The following is an 18,822-nucleotide window of genomic DNA, read 5'->3' as shown; positions in this document are numbered from 1 at the left end:
CGGGACGAGGAGGAGCGCGAGGGGAAGCGGTGATGCGAACGTGAGGGTCTCCATACTGACGAACGGCCCCGGGGAGCTGTGGGACTGGGCACGGCCCATGGCGACGGAGCTGCGCCTGCGGGGGCACTCCGTCTCCCTGTGGCTCCTGCCCTGCCCCTTCGCGTCGGGCCGGGAGCGCGAGGCCGCCTCGCTGTTGGGGGTCGACAAGCTCGAGGGCCCGAGCGGCGTTGCGCGGACCTGGCGGGAGCTCGGGGCCGAACGGACGGACTGCGTCCTGCAGCTGGGGGGGGACCTGATGTTCGGGACCCACCTCGCGCATGCCGCCAAGGCGCCCCTGTTCGTCTACACCTACGGCGCCAAAAAAGGTCTGGGCCGGGCGCAGGCGGTCTTCACTGCCTGCCCGGCGATGGCCTCGGGCATCTCCGGCAAGCCCGGGGCGCGCTCCATCGGGGACCTCGTCCGGGACGCCCTGGAGATGGACGCGCACAGCCCCTCCGCTGCGTCCTGGGACTGGCCGGACGAGCCCGACTCGCCCCGGCTCCTGCTGCTCCCGGGGAGCCGGCCTGCCATCCGTCGGGCGGCCCGGGACTGGCTGACCGCCGTCGTCGCCGCGCTCCGGTCCGAGTTTCCGAGGTTGAGGGTCCGGACGCTCTTCTCGCCGTTCATGCTGGACTCCGAGCTCGAGGCCTGGCGCGATGCGGGGCTCGAGCCCGTCCGGGCCGGGGCGGGAGTCGCGATGCGGGGCGCGGACTACGCCCTGACTCAGCCGGGGACAAACACGCTGGAGATGATGCACTGCGGACTGCCCGGTCTGACGGCTGCGCCGCACGCCTTTCTTGAGCACATCCCCGTCGCCGGGCTGCGCGGGTTCGCCACATCCCTGCCGTTCGTGGGCATAAGGATACGCCGTGCGGCGGTCGGGCGCGTCCTGGCGCGCCACAACGGGTTCATCTCCCTGCCGAACCGCATCGCGAACCGCTCCATCGTGGACGAGCTGTACGGGGACGTCACCCCGCAGACGCTCGCCCTGCGGATCGCCTCCGCACTGCGGGACCCGGAGGGGCTCGCAGAGACGCGTGCGGCGCTCCTGGAGCTCTCGGGAGAGGGCGGGGCCGCCGCGCGGCTGTGCGACGCCCTGGAAGCGCAGGAACGCCGCGTTCCCCGGTGAGCCGGCTGGTCCCGGCGGATGAAGTATGAAGCGAGGTGAGGGACGATGAGAGGAAGGCTTCGGACGTTGCCTATCGGGACGTACCATTTCGAGAAGCTGCGGCGGATGGACTGCGTCTACGTGGACAAGACGGCGCGACTGACGGAGCTTGTCGAGGCCGGGGCGTGGTACTTCCTGTCCCGGCCTCGGCGTTTCGGGAAGTCGCTGACGCTTTCGACGCTCGACGCTATGTTCGGCGGCCGCGCGGAGCTCTTCGCGGGGCTGGCCGCCGAGGCGTGGGTGACGGAGCAGGCAAAACACCCCTGCCCGGTGCTGCGGCTCGACATGAGCATGATGGACGTGCGGGACGTCCCGAAATTTGAGGCCTCCCTGATGGCGGATCTGGCCCGGAGGGGGGAGTACGCCGGCGTGCAGGTCAGGAGCACGCTTCCCGGCGGTGCGCTTCAGGACGTCATCATCGGGCTCCACAAGGCCGGCGGTCCCGTCGTCGTGCTGATCGACGAGTACGACAAGCCCATCCTCGACAAGATTGGAGATATGGAGGGTGCGGAGGCCATGCGCGACTCCCTCCGCACCCTCTACACCGTCCTGAAGGGCTGCGAAGAATATATCCGTTTTTTGATGATAGTGGGGATCTCCGTCTGTCCGAAGTGTCCCACACTTCGGACAGACGCAGCCGATCGGCACAGCGCCGGTCGCCTTAGCGGCGCCCGTGAGCTGGCCGCCTGGTCGAAGACCGGCGTCTTCTCCGCCATGAACAACCTGCGGGACATCTCGGCGAGCGAGTCCTTCGGCGATATCGTCGGGTACACGCAGGCGGAGCTCGAGGGCGACTTCTCCGACTGGATCGATGCCGCGGCCCTGAAGATGGAGACGACGCGGGAAGGTCTGCTGAAGCGGATGAAGGACTACTACGACGGCTTCTGCTTCGACGGCACGACGCGGCTCTACAATCCCTTTTCCATCCTGAGCTTTCTGTCCGACCGCCGCTTCTCGAACTACTGGTACAGCTCCGGGTCGCCCGCCTTCATCGTGGAGTATATGAAGAGGCACGATATAAGGAACCCGGAGGCGTACCGGCACCTGACCGTATCGGCCGGCTTCGCGGAAAGCCAGGAGATCGAGCGGGCACGGCCGGAGAGCTTTCTCTATCAGGCGGGATACCTGACCATCGAGAAGTGGGTGGAGGACTCCATCACGCTCGACTACCCCAACCGCGAGGTGCTGGACTCCATCTCCCGCATGTACCTGGAACACGTCTACCACGTGGAGAGCTACAGCTCCATCGGCTCGGACCTCTGGCGGGCGTTGAGCGGCGGGGATGTCGCCGAGGCCGTCCGGCTCTACAATACGGCCCTGGCCTCGATCCCCTATCAGGATTTCATCAAGCGGGACGAATCCCTGTACCGCTCCCTGTTTTTGATGCTCCTCCGCGGGGCGGGGATTACGGCCCACGGGGAGGTTCCGACGAACCGGGGACGAAGCGACGTCCTGGTTCTCTTTCCCCACCGCGTCGTCGTGCTGGAGTTCAAGCTGGCGCTAAGCGAATCGGAGATCGACCGTCTGAGGCTCGAAGGGCAAAAGCAGATGGAGGAGAAGGGCTATACGAGGCCCTACGACACGGAGCGGCGCGCCGTGACCGCGGAGGTCGTCGTCATCGACGCGGAGAAGCGCCGGGCGGTGTAGCTCCATCCCCCGGCCGGTGGCTTGGGGGCGGAGCCCCCAGGTCCTGCATATTTTTCAAGGAGGTAATCCATGCCGGCACAGAACCCCGGCGCCGCACGTCGGCTGGCCGCCTACGCCGCACCCTACCGCTACCGCCTCGCGGGAGCGGTGTTTTTCATGCTCGCTTCCTCGGGGCTCAACATTCTTCCCCCCTGGCTCTTCAAGAGCGTGGTCGACGACGTCCTGATCTCCAAGAACCTGTTTGCCCTGAACCTGATCTGCGTCTCCGTCATCCTGATCTTCGTCCTCAAGGCCATGACGCTCTACGGGCGGGAGTACCTGATGAACGACGTCGGGCAGCGCGTCGTGATGGATATCCGGATCGTGCTCTACGACCACATGCAGCGCATGTCGCTGCGCACGCTGCACGCCTCCCGGGTCGGCGAGCTGATGAGCCGCATCACCGGCGACGTGGCGACGCTCCAGAACCTCGTCACCAACACCTTCGTCGAGCTGGTCTTCAACGCCGTCACCTTCGTCGGGATGTTCCTCTTCATCCTCTTCATCAACTGGCGGCTCACCCTGCTGATCATCGTCGTGCTGCCCGTGGTCGCGTGGCTTCTGGTCTTTGCGGGCCGCCGGCTTCGCAGGGCCGGGCACCGCGTGCAGGAGCGGCTGGCGGACCTGACCGCCATCGCCGCCGAGGCGTTCTCGGCCATCCGCGTCGTGCGCGCCTTCGCGACCGAGGAGCAGGAGCTCGAACGGTTCCGGCGCGGCAACGTCGAGAACTTCGAGGCGCTGCTCCGCGCCGTGCGCATCCAGGCGTCACTCTCCGGCGTGATCGAGGTGTTCCTGATCTGCGCGCTCGCCATCGTCTTCTGGTTCGGGGGCCGGAGCGTGATCGGCGGGTCGCTGTCGCCCGGCGAGCTGATCGCCTTCATCGGCTACATCGCCTTCATGGTCCAGCCCATCCGCACCGTGATGAGCCGCATGGGGTCCCTCCAGACCGGGCTTGCCGCGACGGAGCGCATCTTCGCGATGCTGAACACCCCCACGGAATCGACGGACCGCGCGCGGACCGACCCCGGGCGGCTCCGCGGCGAGGTGGTCTTCGAGGACGTCCGCTTCTCCTACACCGAGGGGCAGGAGATCCTGAAGGGCATCAGCCTCTCCGTCCGTCCGGGCGAGCGGGTCGCCATCGTCGGTCCGACCGGGTCGGGCAAGTCCACCCTGGTCGACCTCATCCCCCGCTTCTACGACCCCACGTCGGGCCGCGTGCTGATCGACGGATACGAGGCGGACACCCTGCTTCTGCCGCGGCTGCGGCGCCAGATCGGCATCGTCCCGCAGGAGTCGGTGCTGATGAAGGGCTCCATCGCCTTCAACATCGCCTACGGACTGCCGGCCCGCAATCCCGGCCGCCCCTCCGATCCCCAGTCCAGCCCTCTCGACGACCCCGAGCTCATGTCGGCGATCCGCAGGGCGGCGCACATCGCCGATATCGACGCGTTCATCGAAGGGCTGCCCGAGGGCTACGCCACGGAGGTCGGCGAGCGGGGCGTCACCCTCTCGGGGGGCCAGCGGCAGCGCATCGCCATCGCGCGCGCCGTCGTCCGCGATCCGCGCATCCTGATCCTGGACGAGGCCACCTCCTCGCTGGACCTGGCCGTGGAGCACCAGGTTCAGGAGGCGATGAACCGTGCCATGGCGGGGCGGACCTCCTTCGTCATCGCGCACCGGCTCTCGACCGTGAGAACGGCCGACCGCATCCTGGTGCTGGAGGGCGGCCGCATCGTCCAGGAGGGCACGCACGAGAGCCTGATCCGGGAGGACGGGCTCTACTCCCGGCTCCACCGCCTGCAGTTCGACGAGACCGGCAAGGAAGCCCTGCCATGACCCGTCTGGGCAGGGCGATCGTCCGCGGCTACATGCGCCACGTCCGGGGGGAGCGGTTCTCGCCGCTCTGGGCACTCCTGACGCCTGCGTCCTGGCTGAACCGCATCGTCGTCGGGCTCTGGGACCTTCTGTACCGGCATGGGCTGAAGCGGACGGAGGAGCCGCCCCTGCCGATCATCAGCGTGGGGAACCTCACCTACGGGGGCACGAACAAGACCCCGTTCGTCGATATGCTGGCCCGTGCCATGCGGGACCGCGGAGTGCGGGTCGGCATCGTCAGCCGCGGGTACGGCGGGGGACGGGCCCCGTCCGGGACGGTCCTGGTCGTCGAGGGAGGGAACGGGAACCGGAGCGCGGCGGGCGACGAGCCCCTGCTCCTCTCCGAGCGGCTGCCCGACGTCCCCGTCGCCATCACGCCGATCCGCATCGACGGGGTCCGCGAGCTGCGACGGCGCGGCGTCGGGCTCACGATCGCCGACGACGCCTTCCAGCACCGCCGATTGGGCCGGGACGCCGACGTGGTCCTGATCGACGCGACCTGCCCCTTCGGGAACGGGACCCTGATCCCCTCGGGGATTCTGCGGGAGCCCATATCCGCCCTCGGGAGAGCGCACCTCGTCGTCCTGACCAAGGTCGACCAGGCCGACCCGGGGGCCCTGGCCGACCTTCGAGCGTCGGTGGAGCGCCATGTCCCCGCCGAGCGCATCCTCACCTCCAGGCTCCGGATCGACGGCTGGGCGGAATGGGACGGGGCGCTGCACCCCTGCGAGTCCCCGGCGCCCGCCACTCCCGTCCTGGCCTTCTCCGCGATCGGGAACCCGGAGAGCTTCGCCCGGTCCCTGAGGGACGAGGGGCTCCGGGTCGTCGGCGAGCGCCGATTCAAGGACCATCACCGCTACCGGAGCCACGACCTGGAGGAGCTTGCCGCCGAACGGGCCCGGTGCGGCGCGGAGTTCCTGACCTGCACCGAGAAGGACCTCTACAACCTCCCCGCCGACTGGCGTCCGCCGGTCCCGCTGCGGGTGCCCCGGGTGGCCGCGCTCCTGGACGAGCCGGACCGCTTCTTCTCCCTTCTGGCCGACATGCTGAGGCCGCGCCTCGTCGTGGCCTCGAACGGATATGGGGAGGACGCGATCGGCGTGCTGCTGGCGGAGCGGCTCCGCACGCGCTTCCCCGCCTCGGAGGTCCTGACCTTTCCCCTGGTGGGGCGCGGGGACGCCTATCGGGCCGCGGACTTTCCCGTGTGCTCCGCACCGTCCGTCACGCCGTCGGGCGGCGTGGTGAAGTACCGGCTCCGCGACCTGTGGGGAGACATGAGGGCCGGGCTGCTGCGCCACGTCCGGGACCAGCTCCGGGCCTGGGGCGCTCTGCGGGGCCTCGTGCGCACGCCGCTGTGCGTGGGGGACGTCTACCTGCTCCTCCACACCCTGTGGGGCTGCGGGGCCAGGCCGCTCTTCGTCGCCACCGCCAAGACCGTCCATCTGAGCGGGCACTGGCGCCTGGAGCGCGCCCTGATCCGGCGCCTCGTCCTCCGGGCCTGGACGCGCGACCCCGAGAGCGCCGCGCAGCTCAGAGGGTCCGGGGCCGACGCACTCTGCGCCGGCAGCCCCATCATGGACCTCCTCGGGGACAGGACGCCCTGCCCGGCCCCGCTGCCCCCCGGGCCGGGGGACGTCCCGACGGTCCTGCTGCTGCCGGGGAGCCGCCCTCGAGCCTATGAGGACGTCCGGCTCCTGCTGGAGGCCGCCGTCCTCCTGAACGCGGCGCGGCCCTGCGCTTTTCGGATGGTGCTGGCCCCGACCCTCTCGGCGTCCCGCCTGGTCGCTTCCTGCCCGGGCTGGGCGCCCGAGGGGACGGACGGGCCCGGCGAGGTCCCCGCCCTGAGGCGCGGGGCACTGTGCGTCGCCCTCACCTCCGAACCTGTGGCGACGGCGGCGGACGGCGCAACGCTCCTGCTCGGGCTGGGAGGGACGGCCAATCAGCTCTGTGCGGGGCTGGGCATCCCCGTGGTCTCGATCGACGAGAAGGGCAAGAGGGTTCAGAAGAAGCTGTTGGGGGATGCGGAGATTCTGGTGAAGGCGACGCCGGAGGCGCTTGCGGACGGTGCGCTGCGGGTCCTCGGGGACCCGCAGCTGTTCGCGAGGATGAGCGCGGCGGGGCGACGGCGCATGGGCGCGCCCGGGGCTCTGGCCGATGTGGTGGAGTACGCCGCCTCCGCCCTGGGATGGGATGTTCGGGAGGCGCTTTACGAGAGGCTGCGGGGGCGGGACGGAAGGCCTGGAAAAAACTGAGGCTTCATTCCCCGCGCGCCGCCCGCTCGACTACGCGGCGTCATTCGAAAAGCGCTCTGACGCGAGCCAAGACATCCTCCATAAAATCCTCGGACACGGTCTCGACGTACTGCGCGTTCCTGATTTCGAGGTCCACCGAAGAAGGTTGGTCGCAGCGCACGCAACCCTGTATTTTTCCTCCATTTAATTCTGCGGAAAAGCCGTTTTTTCTTGCAAAGAGACCTCTTGTCGTGATGGGCAGGACAACGGGGACCCCTGTCAGGCCGTTGAATTTTTCCGTCGTCAGAACGAGACAAGGACGACGCCCCTGTTGTTCGTGTCCCAGGGACGGGTCCAAGTCTACCCAAAAGATATCCCCGCGCCCTGCAGAATGCTTCACAAAAGCTCACGCCCTCCGGAAACCCGTCCCGTCCAGGCCCTCTCCTCCGGTCCCTGCCGGAAGTCACCTGTCAGGAGGTCGTCAAGAGAGTATTTTTTTCTCGCGGAACGGAGCATGACGCCGTCCTCATGAACCTGCAGGGCCACGGACATATCGACCTCCAGCCCCGCCTGCTCCAGAATGGCGGGAGGGATTGGAAGCATGACGGAACCATCGACCTTCCTCAAATTGACTGTCGTCGCCATTCAATATCCCCCCTTGTCCTGTTTTTCAGTATAGCATAGCGGGAGACGGGGTCACCTCCGGCGCTCCTGCTCGAAGAGGTAGCCGGTGACGGTCAGCAGAAACGTCTCGGCGTCCGAGTCCGGAGCGTCCGGCTGCGTCCAGGAGATGCGGGCGGGCGTGCAGGAGCCGTCCGTGTAGAAATAAACGATCTCGGGGTCGAGGCGCCAGTCCTCGCCCTCGGGGGGGTAGGTCAGCCTGACGGGCGACCAGGCGAGCGTCTCCCGACCGGGGACAGCGGGGTCCTCCGCCTTGGTCAGCGCCTCGGCGGCGATCCGTCCGCGGCGCACGCTGCCGTGTCCGCCGGACTCGACCGGCTCCAGCTTCAGGCGGATGGACACCCCGGAGAGCGCGAGGTTCGAGGCCTCCTCGACCGTGCGCTGAAGCCGGACGGCCGGAGGCTCCCTGTAGCGGAAGATGCGCGGGACGACCATCCCGGCCAGCAGGCCGACGATCGCCAGCACGATCATGATCTCTATGAGCGTGAATGCCGATCGGCCGTTTTTGTTTTTTTGGGTTTTATCGAGGCGTCCCACGCGCGTCCTTCGTCCCCTCCAAGCCATTCCATTTTTAAATCATTCGTAGACAAGGCGGCTTTTGAGAGCCGCAGCGAATAAGCAGACCGCCAACGAGCGTAGCGAGTTGAGCGGGTCGCTTAGGTTCTTCACCAGGCGTACGTAGTCAGGTACGTCGAGCAAGGCGAGCAAAAACAACGAAGTATACGAGTGATTTAGAATTGGAATCAGTCGTCGTTGGTGATGTCGGCGTTATTCCCCTCCCCGCCCTCCTCGCCGTCCGGGCCCGTGCTGACGATCTGGATCCGGCCGTTCTTGTTGCGGTAGATGTAGGGATTGCCCCAGGGATCGTCGGGGACGCTTTTGATGTACCCGCCCTCCTGGTAGCGCTTGGGAACCGGCGAGGTGGTCGGCGCCTTCACCAGTGCGTCGAGCCCCTGCTGGGTGCTGGGGTAGAAGCCGTTGTGCAGCCGGTACAGCTCCGCCGCATCCTCGAGGCCCTTGATCTGCGTCCGCGCCGTCGTGCGCTTCGCCTCGTCCACCTGCGAACCGATCCGGGGCACCACCAGCGCCGCCAGCAGGCCCAGGATCACCACCACCACCATGATCTCGATCAGGGTGAAGCCCGCCCGGCGGGCCATACGCATTCGTTTCATCATTAAGCCTCCAAATTTTTTCTTTATTTAACAATCGGGGTGCCGAGGGCGGCGCCCCCGGCAGCCGTTTTCCGTTTTATTATTCCATTTCCAAATCATTCGTAGACGATAAGCAGAGAGCCGGCGCAGTATGCGCCGTGCGAATCGCTTAGTTTCTTCATCAGGCGGCTTTTGCGAACCGCAGCGAATAAGCAGACCGCCAACAAGCGTAACGAGTTGAGCGGGTCGCTTAGGTTCTTCACCAGGCGGCTGCCTGCAACGTCGAAGACGAAGCCACCAGGCTTCGCTTCGACGTAAGCGATCGACACAGCATCTGCGGCTTGCAGCCGCAGGAAGCTGGTCGCCTGCTTAAACGAAGTATACGACTGATGTAGAATTGGAATTATTTCACGATTCCCGCCAGGTCGAACACCGGCGTCAATATCGCCAGCACGATGAACCCCACCGAGAATCCCAGGATCAGCACCATCGCCGGCTCCATCAGCGTCGATATCCGCTCCATCCTGGCCTGGGCGATCTCCCGGCACTGCTCCGACACGTTGGAGAGCGCCTCCGCGAGCTCGCCCCCCATCTCTCCCACCCGGATGACGACGACGACCTCCTCCGGGAACCCCTGCTTTTCCAGCGCGCGGTCGAAGCGGTGCCCCGCCTTGACCAGCTCCGCCGCGTCCAGCCAGCGCTGCGAGTGCGCGTCCATCGAGGACGTCATCCGAAGCGCCTGGACCAGCGGAATCCCCGAACGCAGCAGCGTGGACAGATGCGACGTCACCAGGGCCAGGGTCAGCCGTTCGCGGACGCCCCGCATGAAGGGCAGGCTCGGCTTCCTTCCGCTGCGCTTCATCCAGAGCCAGAGCACCAGCAGCGCCAAAGCCAGCCAGAGCCCGTAGGAGGTCAGAAAGGACGACATGGCTATCAGGATGCGGGTCGGCAGCGGCAGCGTCTGGTGCATGTCCTGGAACAGGGCGGCGATCTTCGGGACGACGTAGGTCAGCATGAAGCCGACGACCCCGACCCCGACCACCGCCATGACGAGGGGATAGGTCATGGCGCTCCGTATCTTGCGCCTCAGCCCGTCCTCCAGCTTGAACTGGCCGGCCGCCTGCTCCAAGACCGAGATCAGCGAGCCGCTCTGCTCGCCCGACTCCACGACGCGCCACAGGCTCTCCCGAAACGCGCCGCTCTCCGAGAGGGCCGCGTGAAACTTCTTGCCGCCCTCCACGGCCGAGAGCAGCGACGCGAACGCGGCGCTCATGTGCTTGTCGCGGGTCTGGCGCGCCATGATCTTCAGGGAGTCCGCCAGGGGCAGTCCCGACTTCAGATAGGACGCCAGGCTGCGGCAGAAGAAGATGTGCGCCTCGAGCGAGAGCGGCCGGACCGCCTGGGCCCGCTTGCGCTCCTCGGCCACGGCTACGTCCACCACCACGACGCCGCGCTCCGTCAGGCGCTCCACCGCCTGGACCGAGGACGACGCCTCGATCGTGCCCTTCGTCTGCTTCCCCTTCGCGTCGTATCCCGAATAGCTGAAATAAGGCATGTCTCCCCCGTCGGCCCTCCGGGCTAATCCTCGCCGGCCACGCGGACCAGCTCATCGGGAGAGGTCTTGCCCTGGGCGACGGCCGACAGGCCGATCTCCCACAGGGTGCGGAACCCGTTCCCGCGCGCCACCTCCCGCAGCTTCGAGGCCGAGGCTCCGTTCACGAAGGCCTCCTGCACCGCCTCGTCCACGACGAACTGTTCATAGAGGCCGATCCGGCCCCGATAGCCCGTGCCGTGACACTCCGGGCACCCCGTGGGCGCCCAGGCCCGTTCCAGGCCCTGCCTGGCCATCAGCGCGGGCGGCTCCACCTCGTGCCGGCAGTGCGGGCACAGGCGGCGCGCCAGGCGCTGGGCCACCGTCCCGATCATGCAGCTCGCGGCGAGGTAGGGCTCTATGCCCATGTCCACCAGACGGACGATCGCCCCGATGGAGTCGTTCGTGTGGAGCGTCGAGAGCACCAGGTGCCCGGTCAGGGACGCCTGCACGCCGATGTGCGCCGTCTCGAAATCGCGCATCTCCCCGATCATGACGATGTCCGGGTCCTGACGCAGGATGGAGCGCAGCGCCGAGGCGAAGGTCACGCCCGCCTTCTCGTTCACCTGGATCTGAGCCACACCGGGCAGCGCGTACTCCACCGGGTCCTCCACCGTGATGATGTTGACCTCCGGCCGCGCCAGCGCCTGAAGGATGGCGTAGAGGCTCGTCGATTTTCCCGAGCCCGTGGGGCCCGTGAAGAGGATCATCCCGTGGGGCCGCCGGATCAGGCCCTCCAGGACGGCGCGCTCGTTCTCCTCCATCCCCAGGTCCTCGAGGGTCAGCAGGCCGTGCCCCTTGTCCAGAAGTCTCATGGCCATGCGCTCGCCGTGCTGGGTGGGAACGAGCCCCACGCGGATGTCCACGGCGCGGTCGCCCAGGGTGATGCCGATGCGGCCGTCCTGGGGCGCCATGTGCTCCGCGATGTCCATCTTGGCCATGACCTTGATGCGGCTCGTCAGGGGCGCCTGATGCGTCCGCGGCAGGCGAAGCCGGTCCTGGAGGACCCCGTCGACCCGGAATCGGACCAGGACCTCGTCCTCGTAGGGCTCCACGTGGATATCCGTGGCGCGCTGCCTGAGCGCGTCGACGAAGAGGCCGTTCACCAGGCGGATGACCGGCACGTCCACCGAGTCGCTCAGCACGTCCTCGCGGCTCAGGTCGTCGATGTCGTCGATCCCCTCCATCTTCTTCGCGGCCTCGTCCGCCGCAACGCTGCGCAGGTCGTAGAGCGTGTGGAGCAGGTCCGAGACCTCCTTCTCGGTCCGCAGCTCCAGATCCACCGGGAACCCCAGCGCCACCCCGAGCATCTGGGCGCGCGGCCACGCCGCGAGCTCCGAAGCGCCGACGATCAGCACCCCGTCCTCGACCCGAAGCGGGACGATACGCCCGGAGCGCAGCACGTCGAGCCCCATGCCCTCCGGCAGGAGCTCCGAAACCGCGGAGGCCTCCGGCAGCGGGGGAAGGGTTCCGTCGGCGGCCGGGGCCGCCTCGGCGGGAGGAAGGGGCCGGACCTCCTCCCTCAGCGCCTCCGGCTCCTTCAAGGTCTCCGGTACGGACATCTCAGCGCCTCTTGAGGCTGTCCCGGTAGAGGTCGCGGAACCGGCGGTCGACCTCCGTCTCCACGGGGCTCAGTTCGATGTCCCGATCGGTGCTGACGGGCTCGGAGAGCGTCAGGTCCGCCGACGAGGGGACGCCCGAGGCCTGAAGGGTCGCCTGCCGCATCTGGTGGGCGTCCGAGATGATCTGCGGCGTCAGGAAGATGATGAAGTCGATCTTCTCCTTCTCCTTCGAGACCTTCTGGAACAGGCTGCCGATCAGCGGGATGTAGGAGAGCCCGGGGACGCGGCGCCGCAGGGACTTCTCCGTCTCCTTGACGATGCCGCCCAGGATGATGGTCTCCCCGTCGCCCACGATCACCGAGGTCTTGACCTCGCGCTTCGCCGTCACGGGGGTCACCGAGCCCGTGGCAGTCAGGACGTCCTCCGTCGTCTGCTTGATGTCGAGCGCCACGACGTTGCCGCTGCGGATGTGGGGCGTCACCGTCAGGGTCAGGCCCGTGTCCTTGTAGTCGAAGTTCTGCTGGAGCGCGCCGGGGTTCGAGAGGTCCGACGTGGAGCCCTTCAGCACCGGGATGACCTGCCCCACCTGGAACGCGCTCTCCCGGTTGTCCGTGCACATCAGGCGCGGCACGGAGAGGACGTTCACCGCGTCGTACTTCTTCAGCATATCAATCGTGGCGTAGACCAGCGCCAGCGGCTTGTAGTTCGTGACGGAGTAGGTGGACCCGTTGCGCTCGATCAGCTCCTGCTTCTTGGAGAGCTCCGAGAACCAGCCCATGAACTGGGAGGGGATGGAGCCCTCGCCCAGCTGGCCCATGCCGCCCAGCATGACGTTGTCCCAGATCTGGCCGCCGACGATGGACCAGTCGATCCCCGCGCGGTTCAGGTTCGTCACGTTGACCTCCGCGATGAACCCGCGGATCAGCACCTGCTTGGCCTGGACGTCGATCTCCGCCAGCACCTTCTTCAGGGCGTCGTACTGCCTCTGGGTCGCCGCGAAGATCAGGCTGTTGGTCGTCAGGTCGGGCACGACCGTCGGGGGGTACTTGCCCTCCTGGTTCGGCTGGAGCATCGCCGAGGCGGCCAGGACCTTGCCCAGCTGTTCGGCCGCCGCCTCCGCATCGATGTTCTGCAGCTTGTAGACGTGGAAGTCGCCCGCCTTGGAGTCCACGTCCAGCTCCTTGACGATCGTCGCGGCCTGGGAGATGGCCCCTCGGTCCCCGACGACGACGACCTTCCGGCTCATGGGGTCCGCCACCGCGGAGAGCCCCTGGAGCGGGCCGCCCGTCTGGGCGATGGCGTTGAGCTGCGCGGCCACCGTCGCCGCGTCCCCGAACTTCAGGGAGAAGGTCCGGCTCAACCGCGCGCTGGAGGGGGTGTCCAGCTTGCGCAGGAGGTCCACGCCCTTCTTGACGTCCGTCGCCCGGCCCTGCAGCATCACGTCGCGCCCGTTGCCCACGGGCAGGACCACGACGGTCTGGGCGAAGGCCTGCTGGAGCGCCTGGACGACCGAATCCACGGTCACGTAGTCCAGCGGGACGACGTAGGTCACCGTCTCCTCTCCGTACTCGGGCCCGCCCTTGCCGCGCCCCACGCCGGTCGAGGGGCTGACCCCGCCCTGCCGCATGACGGAGTAGCCGTCGCCCATCTTCTGCAGCGAGAAGCCGTATACCTGAAGGATGGACAGCATGATCTGCCGCGCCTCGCTCAATGAGGAGGGACGGGGCGAGATGATGGTGATCTTGGCCGAGGTGCCCGGGGGCACGATGATGCTCTCCTGGAGGAGCTCCGACATGAACCGGACGAACTTCACCAGCTCCATGTCCTTGAAGTTGAACTGCACCAGCCCGGCCTTGCGCATGGCCTGGGCCGCGGCGACCAGGTCCTTCTCCTCCGCGTCCGAGAGCTGCGCCGCACCCGGGGCGCCGTCCTCCTGGGCCGCCAGGGCCAGGGCGGGACGGAAGCCCGTCAGCAGGGACACCGTCAGCAGCGCCAACAGAAATTTACCGTGAATTTTACCGTGAAGCTCTTTCAAAAGAATCGTTCCCCCTTGCCGGAATCCGAAGCCTCCGTCCCCGCGCTCGCCGGTCCTCGTGTCGGCCCTTCCACAAAAACGGCAGGCTGCATCCTCCATACTGCATCTTCATCGTCCCTGCTGCGGCAGGTACAGGACCATCGAGCGCCCCCGCAGGGTCACCCGGAGCCTCCTGAAGGGCAGTTCCATGTCGCCCACGACGGGCACGGAATCGAGCTCCGTCTCCCAGGAGACCCCGTCCTTCTCGCCCTTGTCCGGCATGTCCTCCTTCGTGCGGAACTCGAGCCAGATCCTCCGGGCCGCCACGACGAGCTCCCGCTCCAGACGGACCTCCGCCAGGGAGCGCAGCGACAGCCCGATCAGCCGAAATCCTGCCGCGATCACGAGCCCCGCAATCGCCACGGCGACCAGCACCTCCATCAGCGTGAAAGCGCGGCGCGAAGCCAAGGGATGCGCCCCGCCTCAGTGCACGACGTACCGCAGCGCGGTCGGCTTCCCGTCCCGCGTCACCTCGACGTCGAAGCGCTCGCTGTTCATCAGGGAGTTGATGGAGTTCGCGATGTCCCCCATGTTGGTGAAGGGGATGCCGTTGACGGACTTAATCACGTCGCCCTTCCGCACGCCCAGCTGGCTCAGGATACTGTCCTCCTGAATCCACTGGATCTCGAGCCCCGCCTCCCCGTCCATCGGCCTCAGGCGGATCTTCTTGAGCTCGTCGAACGGGTTCTGCACCAGATCGTTGACGAGCCCGCTGGGCACCTGCCCCTCCTGCTCCCCGGGCTTGGCCGCCACGACGCTGCCCACCGGGACGTTGACCGGAGCGGCGTCCGAGGCGGGCGCGGCCGCCGCGGAGGAAAGCCCCGGCTCTCCGTAGAGGAGCTGCTTGACGACGCGCTCCTCCCCCTTGACGAAGACCGCCTCGCGGTAGGTCACCCACTTGAGGGTGTAGACGTCGAAGCTCGTGTCGACGAGCACCAGCCTCAGCTTTCCCTTGTCCTCCAGCCACGCCCCGGCACGGGGAAGCGTGCCGCGCAGCACGGCGGTCGCCAGCGACCCCGTGACCACGACGTCGGCGCTCCTCGCGGCCGGCTCGGGCGCCGTGACCATCGGCGAGATGCGGAACGGGTTCGCCGCAAGGAAGCCGTCCATCCGCTTCATCTGCCTCGCCGTCTCGTCGGAGCCCTCGGACGCGGCGTCCGGAGCGGGCCCCTTCACCCCGCCGGAGCGGGCCAGGCCGATACCGATGCAAACCGACGCCAGCCAGCCCAGGGCCAGGCCCAGAAGCAGGGGCAGGACCCACAGCCACAGGGCATAGAGCCTCCCTCCCTCCGGCCCCGTCCGCCCGGTAGCCGCAGGAGCACCGCGGCGTCCGCTCCGGCGCAGGCGCGCCCACGCGCCGCCAAGACCGCCCCTGAGTCCGTTCAACAGATTCGCGCTCACGAGGCCGACCCTCCCTCGGGCCGGGAGCGGCGCAGGAACCACCGGCCGTCCCCCTCCTTCTCCAGGGGCAGAAAGTTGCGAAGCGTCTCCATGTTCTCCTCGAAGGCCTCGGGTACGAGAAGCTCCGCCTCGGCCCGGCCGATCTTCATCCTCCCCAGGTCGAGCGTCAGAAAGCCGCGAATCCGAAAGTCCCCGTCCGTCCGGAGCTCCTCGAAGGACACCTCCGTCGGGGACGCCGTGAGGAGGAACCTCCCGTCCCCGAAGGCCATCGGCTGTCCCATCGTCAGGCTTCCCCTCGAGAAGGCGACCTCGCAGACGGGGGCCAGGAGCGCCAGGGAGGCCAGGAGATCGGGCCGCAGGGTCATGGAGGCGCAGGAAAAGCGCGTGAATCCGCTGAGGGTGACGTCCCGGACGGAGAAGCCTCCCCGCACATCCTCGACGCCCGAGTAGGTCAGGGTCATCCCCTGGCGCTCCATGCGGGACGCCGCCAAGGCCATGGCGAACGAGCCGACCTCGCGCCACGGCATGAAGGCCCACAGGGCCGCCAGAAAGCCCGCCAAAAGGATCAGCGCCCTGAGCGCCCGCTTCAGGAGCCTCATCGGTCGGGCTCCCGCCGCGCGGACGGCCCCTCGGCGCCCAGGGGGCCGATGATCGCGGAGACCGTGAACAGGCGCTCCTGGCCGGCCGGAAGCGCCCGGATCTCCGAGGAGAGGAAATGGACGCCGCGCGCGGACAGCTCCCGCACCAGCTCCGTCAGCTCCTCCGCATAGAGCCGGTTCACCTCGATCGACTGGTTCCTGCCGTCGGGCGCGATCCGGTTCACCCGGCTGCCCAGCGACATGCGCTCGGAGACCTGGGTGAAGACGGTCGGCACGTCGACGGCCTCCGTCCCCGACCCCGCGGCGGGCGCCAGGGCCCGATACTCCTCGGCCAGGGCCACGAGGGTCCGGTAGCGCCCCTCCTGGACGGCGAGGCTCGAGGCCGACGCGGCCGTCCAATCCGCCGTCCACGAGACGGCCACCCACACGGCCAGCGCCAGAAGGACGAAGGCCACAAGCCGAACCGACCCGGCGACCTCGCCCCGGACGACCGAACGGGCGGCGCCGAGCCCCACATCGAAATTCCACGTCTTGAACGTCATGCTTCCACCGCCGCTGCCATCTCGTCCATCCTATCCTTCACCATCGCGCCCTCACCATCGCACCCTGAGGTCGAAGCGATACCCCAGTCCGGGGACGCTCTGCGTATTGTCCAGCTGCGACAGGGCCGCCCGGCCCTCCCAGGCCTTGCGGAAGGTCAGCACGGTGCTCATGTCCGGGGCCGAACCGGTGCAGTCCAGGCCCTCCGCATTATAGCGCAGCACGTCGAGGGTCACGTCCATGCTGGGGTTCTCCGAGAAGACGGACCCGAGCTCCGCCAGGGCGTCCTCCAGGCTCCGTCCCTCCGCGTCGCTTCCCCGCAGCTCGGCGATGCGGTCGCGCGCCAGCGTGACGGGGTTCGCGATCCGCCCCGTCCGCTCGGCGTCGAACGCCTCCCGATACAGGGCCTCCGAGCGCAGGCGCGCCGCCTCGGCGCCGCCCCGGGCCTGATGCCACTTCAGAACGCCCCCCGTCAGCACCAGCATGCCCAGAAGAAGGGCCCACCCGGCCACGCGGGTCAGGAGACGAACGGACCGCTCGAGCCCCACCGCCCCCTCCAAAGCCGTCCGGGACAGGTTCACTGTCCCGATCCACGGATAGCGGGCCAGGCTCTCCCGGACGATCCCGCCCAGGGCCTCCAGGCTCCCCGGATCCGTCGCGTCCAGGGCGAAGGAAGCGCCCCTCTCCAGCTCCTGGGCCCGGCAATAGCGGTCATACCAGGCAAACTCGGACTCCGCGCTTCCCGCGGACCGGGAACGCCAGCGGCAGAGCACGGGGCGCCCTTCGCTCCACAGCAGGGAACAGAGGTTCTCCTCGTCCGCCCAGAGGGTCACGCCCGTGCCGCCGACCTGCGAGACGAGGGGCAGGGGCGCGGGCCAGACGAGCGCCGAAAGGCCGTCGGGCGGCTCCGGGAAATCGAGTTCCGCGGCCGAGGCATACCAGACCACCCCGCTGCTGCTGCGGGGCGTCCGCTCCAGCACCGTCGGAAAGAGCTCCATACCGCCCGCCGGGGCGCAGGACAAAAAGGGCAGGGTCTGAAGCCGCAGCGCCTCCCGGACCCGCATCACGCTTCCGAACGGAAACGAGAAGGGCGAGACGGAGAGCGAGCGCATCGGGACGAGGACCGCGGCCCGCCGGACGCGGCGGGACGGGGGCGCGGCGGAGACGCGCCGCAGCGCACCCCCCGCCACGCGATGGAGGTCGATGTTCTCGAGATCGGAGGTCCCTTTCAGAATCACGTTCATAACTCCTCCCAACGGACGATCTTCTCGTCCGACCTGTCGAAGACGATGTCGAAGGCCGTCCCTCCCGCGGACTCCTCCAGGAACTCGATATGGAGCGAGAAATAGCGGCTCTTGCAGCCCGCGACGTTGGTCAGCATCGTGGAGACCTTCGGGGAGAGCCCCGGGATCTTCTGCAGATCGTTCAGGCTCCTGATGATGTTCCGCCTCCGGTACTCCGTCACCCGGTCCGCCAGCGAGGCGTCCAGTCCGGGCAGGAGCTCCAGGACCCGCTGCGGCGCGACGTTCAGGTTGACCTTGCCCCCGCTCCAGACCGTGCAGAAGTCGGCCAGCCCCGGACGCCCGGGGACGCCGTCGAGGAGCTCGGGGGTCACCTCCTCCAACAGCAGGAACTCCGAGATGTCGAGCGGCGGGCGGTTGATGAAGCTCCCGCGCTCCGCGCCGCCGACCCGGGCCTTGTCGTTCGCGTCCATGAAGTCCAGCGCGACAACGGCCAGCTCCCGGCGTCCCATCCGCTGCCAGAGGTCCTCCCAGGGACGCTTCATCTCGCCCCGGACGGTGTTCTTGTCCGGCAGGAAGAGGCTGCGGACGGGGATCTTGTCGTCGAGCGGCAGCACCCGAACCGCCCAGAGCCCCATGTCGTCCGCGGGCAGGATGAACGGCTTGTACCACTCCTGAAGCGGGCTGTCCGCATCGGTCTCCCCGGACAGCTTGGAGACCGCGCCGATCACGGAGGCCGTGAGCACCTGCGCCATGCTGCGGTTCGTCAGCGCGACGCGCTCCCTGAGGGCGCTGCGGACCTGGAGACGGACGAACCATGCGAAGGCCGAAGCACACGAGATGAGCAGGACCCCCAGCATCAGAACCGAGATCAGCACGAACCCCCGCCTCCGCGCTCCGGCGAGCCCAGAACCCTGCCAGGGGCTCCGCCCCTGAACCCCGCCCAGGGAGCTCACTCCCTGGGAACCCTTCATACCGTTCCC

At 68.0% G+C, this 18,822-nt stretch carries 17 protein-coding genes; 4 read left to right on the top strand and 13 right to left on the bottom strand.

What is annotated here, in order from left to right; all coding sequences use genetic code 11:
* Positions 1-40: 40 nt before the first annotated feature.
* The 4 genes from ABLA28_RS01535 to lpxK all read left to right on the top strand — a co-directional run bounded on the left by ABLA28_RS01535 (position 41) and on the right by lpxK (position 7,020).
* Entirely contained in the window at positions 41-1,168 is a 1,128-nt protein-coding gene (locus ABLA28_RS01535; protein ID WP_347712224.1) for a hypothetical protein, read from the top strand.
* Between the two features lie 66 nt (positions 1,169-1,234).
* Positions 1,235-2,854, top strand: a complete 1,620-nt coding sequence (locus ABLA28_RS01530; protein ID WP_347712223.1) for an AAA family ATPase — start codon at positions 1,235-1,237, stop codon at positions 2,852-2,854.
* Between the two features lie 69 nt (positions 2,855-2,923).
* The gene (locus ABLA28_RS01525; RefSeq protein WP_347712222.1) at positions 2,924-4,729 is read left to right on the top strand and encodes an ABC transporter ATP-binding protein; all 1,806 of its coding nucleotides are present in this window, start codon (positions 2,924-2,926) and stop codon (positions 4,727-4,729) included.
* Positions 4,726-7,020: a tetraacyldisaccharide 4'-kinase gene (lpxK, locus tag ABLA28_RS01520; RefSeq protein WP_347712221.1), complete on the top strand. Its 2,295-nt coding sequence runs from the start codon at positions 4,726-4,728 to the stop codon at positions 7,018-7,020. The genes ABLA28_RS01525 and lpxK overlap by 4 nt, the downstream gene beginning before the upstream one ends.
* A gap of 40 nt (positions 7,021-7,060) precedes the next feature.
* Here lpxK and ABLA28_RS01515 read toward each other — a convergent pair whose 3' ends face one another.
* From ABLA28_RS01515 to ABLA28_RS01455, 13 genes are all read right to left on the bottom strand, one after another.
* Positions 7,061-7,399: a type II toxin-antitoxin system PemK/MazF family toxin gene (locus ABLA28_RS01515; RefSeq protein WP_347712220.1), complete on the bottom strand. Its 339-nt coding sequence runs from the start codon at positions 7,397-7,399 to the stop codon at positions 7,061-7,063.
* Positions 7,396-7,644 carry an antitoxin gene (locus tag ABLA28_RS01510; RefSeq protein WP_347712219.1) on the bottom strand — a complete coding sequence of 83 codons (249 nt, stop codon included), beginning with the start codon at positions 7,642-7,644 and terminating at the stop codon, positions 7,396-7,398. The genes ABLA28_RS01515 and ABLA28_RS01510 overlap by 4 nt, the downstream gene beginning before the upstream one ends.
* Before the next feature lie 51 nt (positions 7,645-7,695).
* A complete protein-coding gene (locus ABLA28_RS01505) occupies positions 7,696-8,244 on the bottom strand; it encodes a prepilin-type N-terminal cleavage/methylation domain-containing protein (protein ID WP_314716941.1) in 549 nt (182 codons plus the stop codon).
* Positions 8,245-8,423: 179 nt separating this feature from the next.
* Positions 8,424-8,852, bottom strand: a complete 429-nt coding sequence (gspG, locus tag ABLA28_RS01500; protein WP_347712218.1) for a type II secretion system major pseudopilin GspG — start codon at positions 8,850-8,852, stop codon at positions 8,424-8,426.
* Between the two features lie 382 nt (positions 8,853-9,234).
* Complete coding sequence (locus tag ABLA28_RS01495) at positions 9,235-10,386, bottom strand: type II secretion system F family protein (RefSeq protein WP_347712217.1); 1,152 nt, start codon at positions 10,384-10,386, stop codon at positions 9,235-9,237.
* A 23-nt stretch (positions 10,387-10,409) separates the two neighbouring features.
* Positions 10,410-11,984 carry an ATPase, T2SS/T4P/T4SS family gene (locus ABLA28_RS01490; protein WP_347712216.1) on the bottom strand — a complete coding sequence of 525 codons (1,575 nt, stop codon included), beginning with the start codon at positions 11,982-11,984 and terminating at the stop codon, positions 10,410-10,412.
* 1 nt (position 11,985) lies between these two features.
* Positions 11,986-14,019 carry a type II secretion system secretin GspD gene (gspD, locus tag ABLA28_RS01485; protein WP_299302079.1) on the bottom strand — a complete coding sequence of 678 codons (2,034 nt, stop codon included), beginning with the start codon at positions 14,017-14,019 and terminating at the stop codon, positions 11,986-11,988.
* Positions 14,020-14,127: 108 nt separating this feature from the next.
* Positions 14,128-14,466 (bottom strand): type II secretion system protein, encoded by a 339-nt coding sequence (locus ABLA28_RS01480; RefSeq protein ID WP_314716932.1) that lies wholly within the window; start codon positions 14,464-14,466, stop codon positions 14,128-14,130.
* Between the two features lie 15 nt (positions 14,467-14,481).
* Positions 14,482-15,459 (bottom strand): type II secretion system protein GspC, encoded by a 978-nt coding sequence (gspC, locus tag ABLA28_RS01475; protein ID WP_347712215.1) that lies wholly within the window; start codon positions 15,457-15,459, stop codon positions 14,482-14,484.
* Complete coding sequence (locus ABLA28_RS01470; RefSeq protein WP_299302070.1) at positions 15,456-16,058, bottom strand: hypothetical protein; 603 nt, start codon at positions 16,056-16,058, stop codon at positions 15,456-15,458. Before ABLA28_RS01470 ends, gspC begins: the two co-directional genes overlap by 4 nt.
* Complete coding sequence (locus ABLA28_RS01465) at positions 16,055-16,600, bottom strand: hypothetical protein (RefSeq protein ID WP_299302067.1); 546 nt, start codon at positions 16,598-16,600, stop codon at positions 16,055-16,057. Before ABLA28_RS01465 ends, ABLA28_RS01470 begins: the two co-directional genes overlap by 4 nt.
* Positions 16,601-16,651: 51 nt before the next feature.
* A complete protein-coding gene (gene gspL, locus ABLA28_RS01460) occupies positions 16,652-17,836 on the bottom strand; it encodes a type II secretion system protein GspL (RefSeq protein ID WP_314716921.1) in 1,185 nt (394 codons plus the stop codon).
* Positions 17,837-17,838: 2 nt separating this feature from the next.
* The coding region (locus ABLA28_RS01455) for a helix-hairpin-helix domain-containing protein (RefSeq protein ID WP_347712214.1) at positions 17,839-18,822 on the bottom strand (984 nt) is incomplete at its 5' end.

The sequence above is a fragment of the uncultured Fretibacterium sp. genome (assembly GCF_963544685.1).
In the GTDB taxonomy this organism is placed as follows: domain Bacteria; phylum Synergistota; class Synergistia; order Synergistales; family Aminobacteriaceae; genus CAJPSE01.
The sequence above is the reverse complement of the archived record's forward strand: the minus strand, read 5'-3'. Positions and strand labels throughout refer to the sequence as shown.

Excerpts from the sequence above, each read along its gene's own strand:
- ABLA28_RS01525 (WP_347712222.1), top strand. The coding sequence starts at position 2,924 with ATGCCGGCACAGAACCCCGGCGCCGCACGTCGGCTGGCCGCCTACGCC.
- lpxK (WP_347712221.1), top strand. The coding sequence starts at position 4,726 with ATGACCCGTCTGGGCAGGGCGATCGTCCGCGGCTACATGCGCCACGTC.
- ABLA28_RS01510 (WP_347712219.1), bottom strand. The coding sequence starts at position 7,644 with ATGGCGACGACAGTCAATTTGAGGAAGGTCGATGGTTCCGTCATGCTT.
- ABLA28_RS01505 (WP_314716941.1), bottom strand. The coding sequence starts at position 8,244 with ATGGCTTGGAGGGGACGAAGGACGCGCGTGGGACGCCTCGATAAAACC.
- gspG (WP_347712218.1), bottom strand. The coding sequence starts at position 8,852 with ATGAAACGAATGCGTATGGCCCGCCGGGCGGGCTTCACCCTGATCGAG.
- ABLA28_RS01495 (WP_347712217.1), bottom strand. The coding sequence starts at position 10,386 with ATGCCTTATTTCAGCTATTCGGGATACGACGCGAAGGGGAAGCAGACG.
- ABLA28_RS01490 (WP_347712216.1), bottom strand. The coding sequence starts at position 11,984 with ATGTCCGTACCGGAGACCTTGAAGGAGCCGGAGGCGCTGAGGGAGGAG.
- ABLA28_RS01470 (WP_299302070.1), bottom strand. The coding sequence starts at position 16,058 with ATGAGGCTCCTGAAGCGGGCGCTCAGGGCGCTGATCCTTTTGGCGGGC.
- ABLA28_RS01465 (WP_299302067.1), bottom strand. The coding sequence starts at position 16,600 with ATGACGTTCAAGACGTGGAATTTCGATGTGGGGCTCGGCGCCGCCCGT.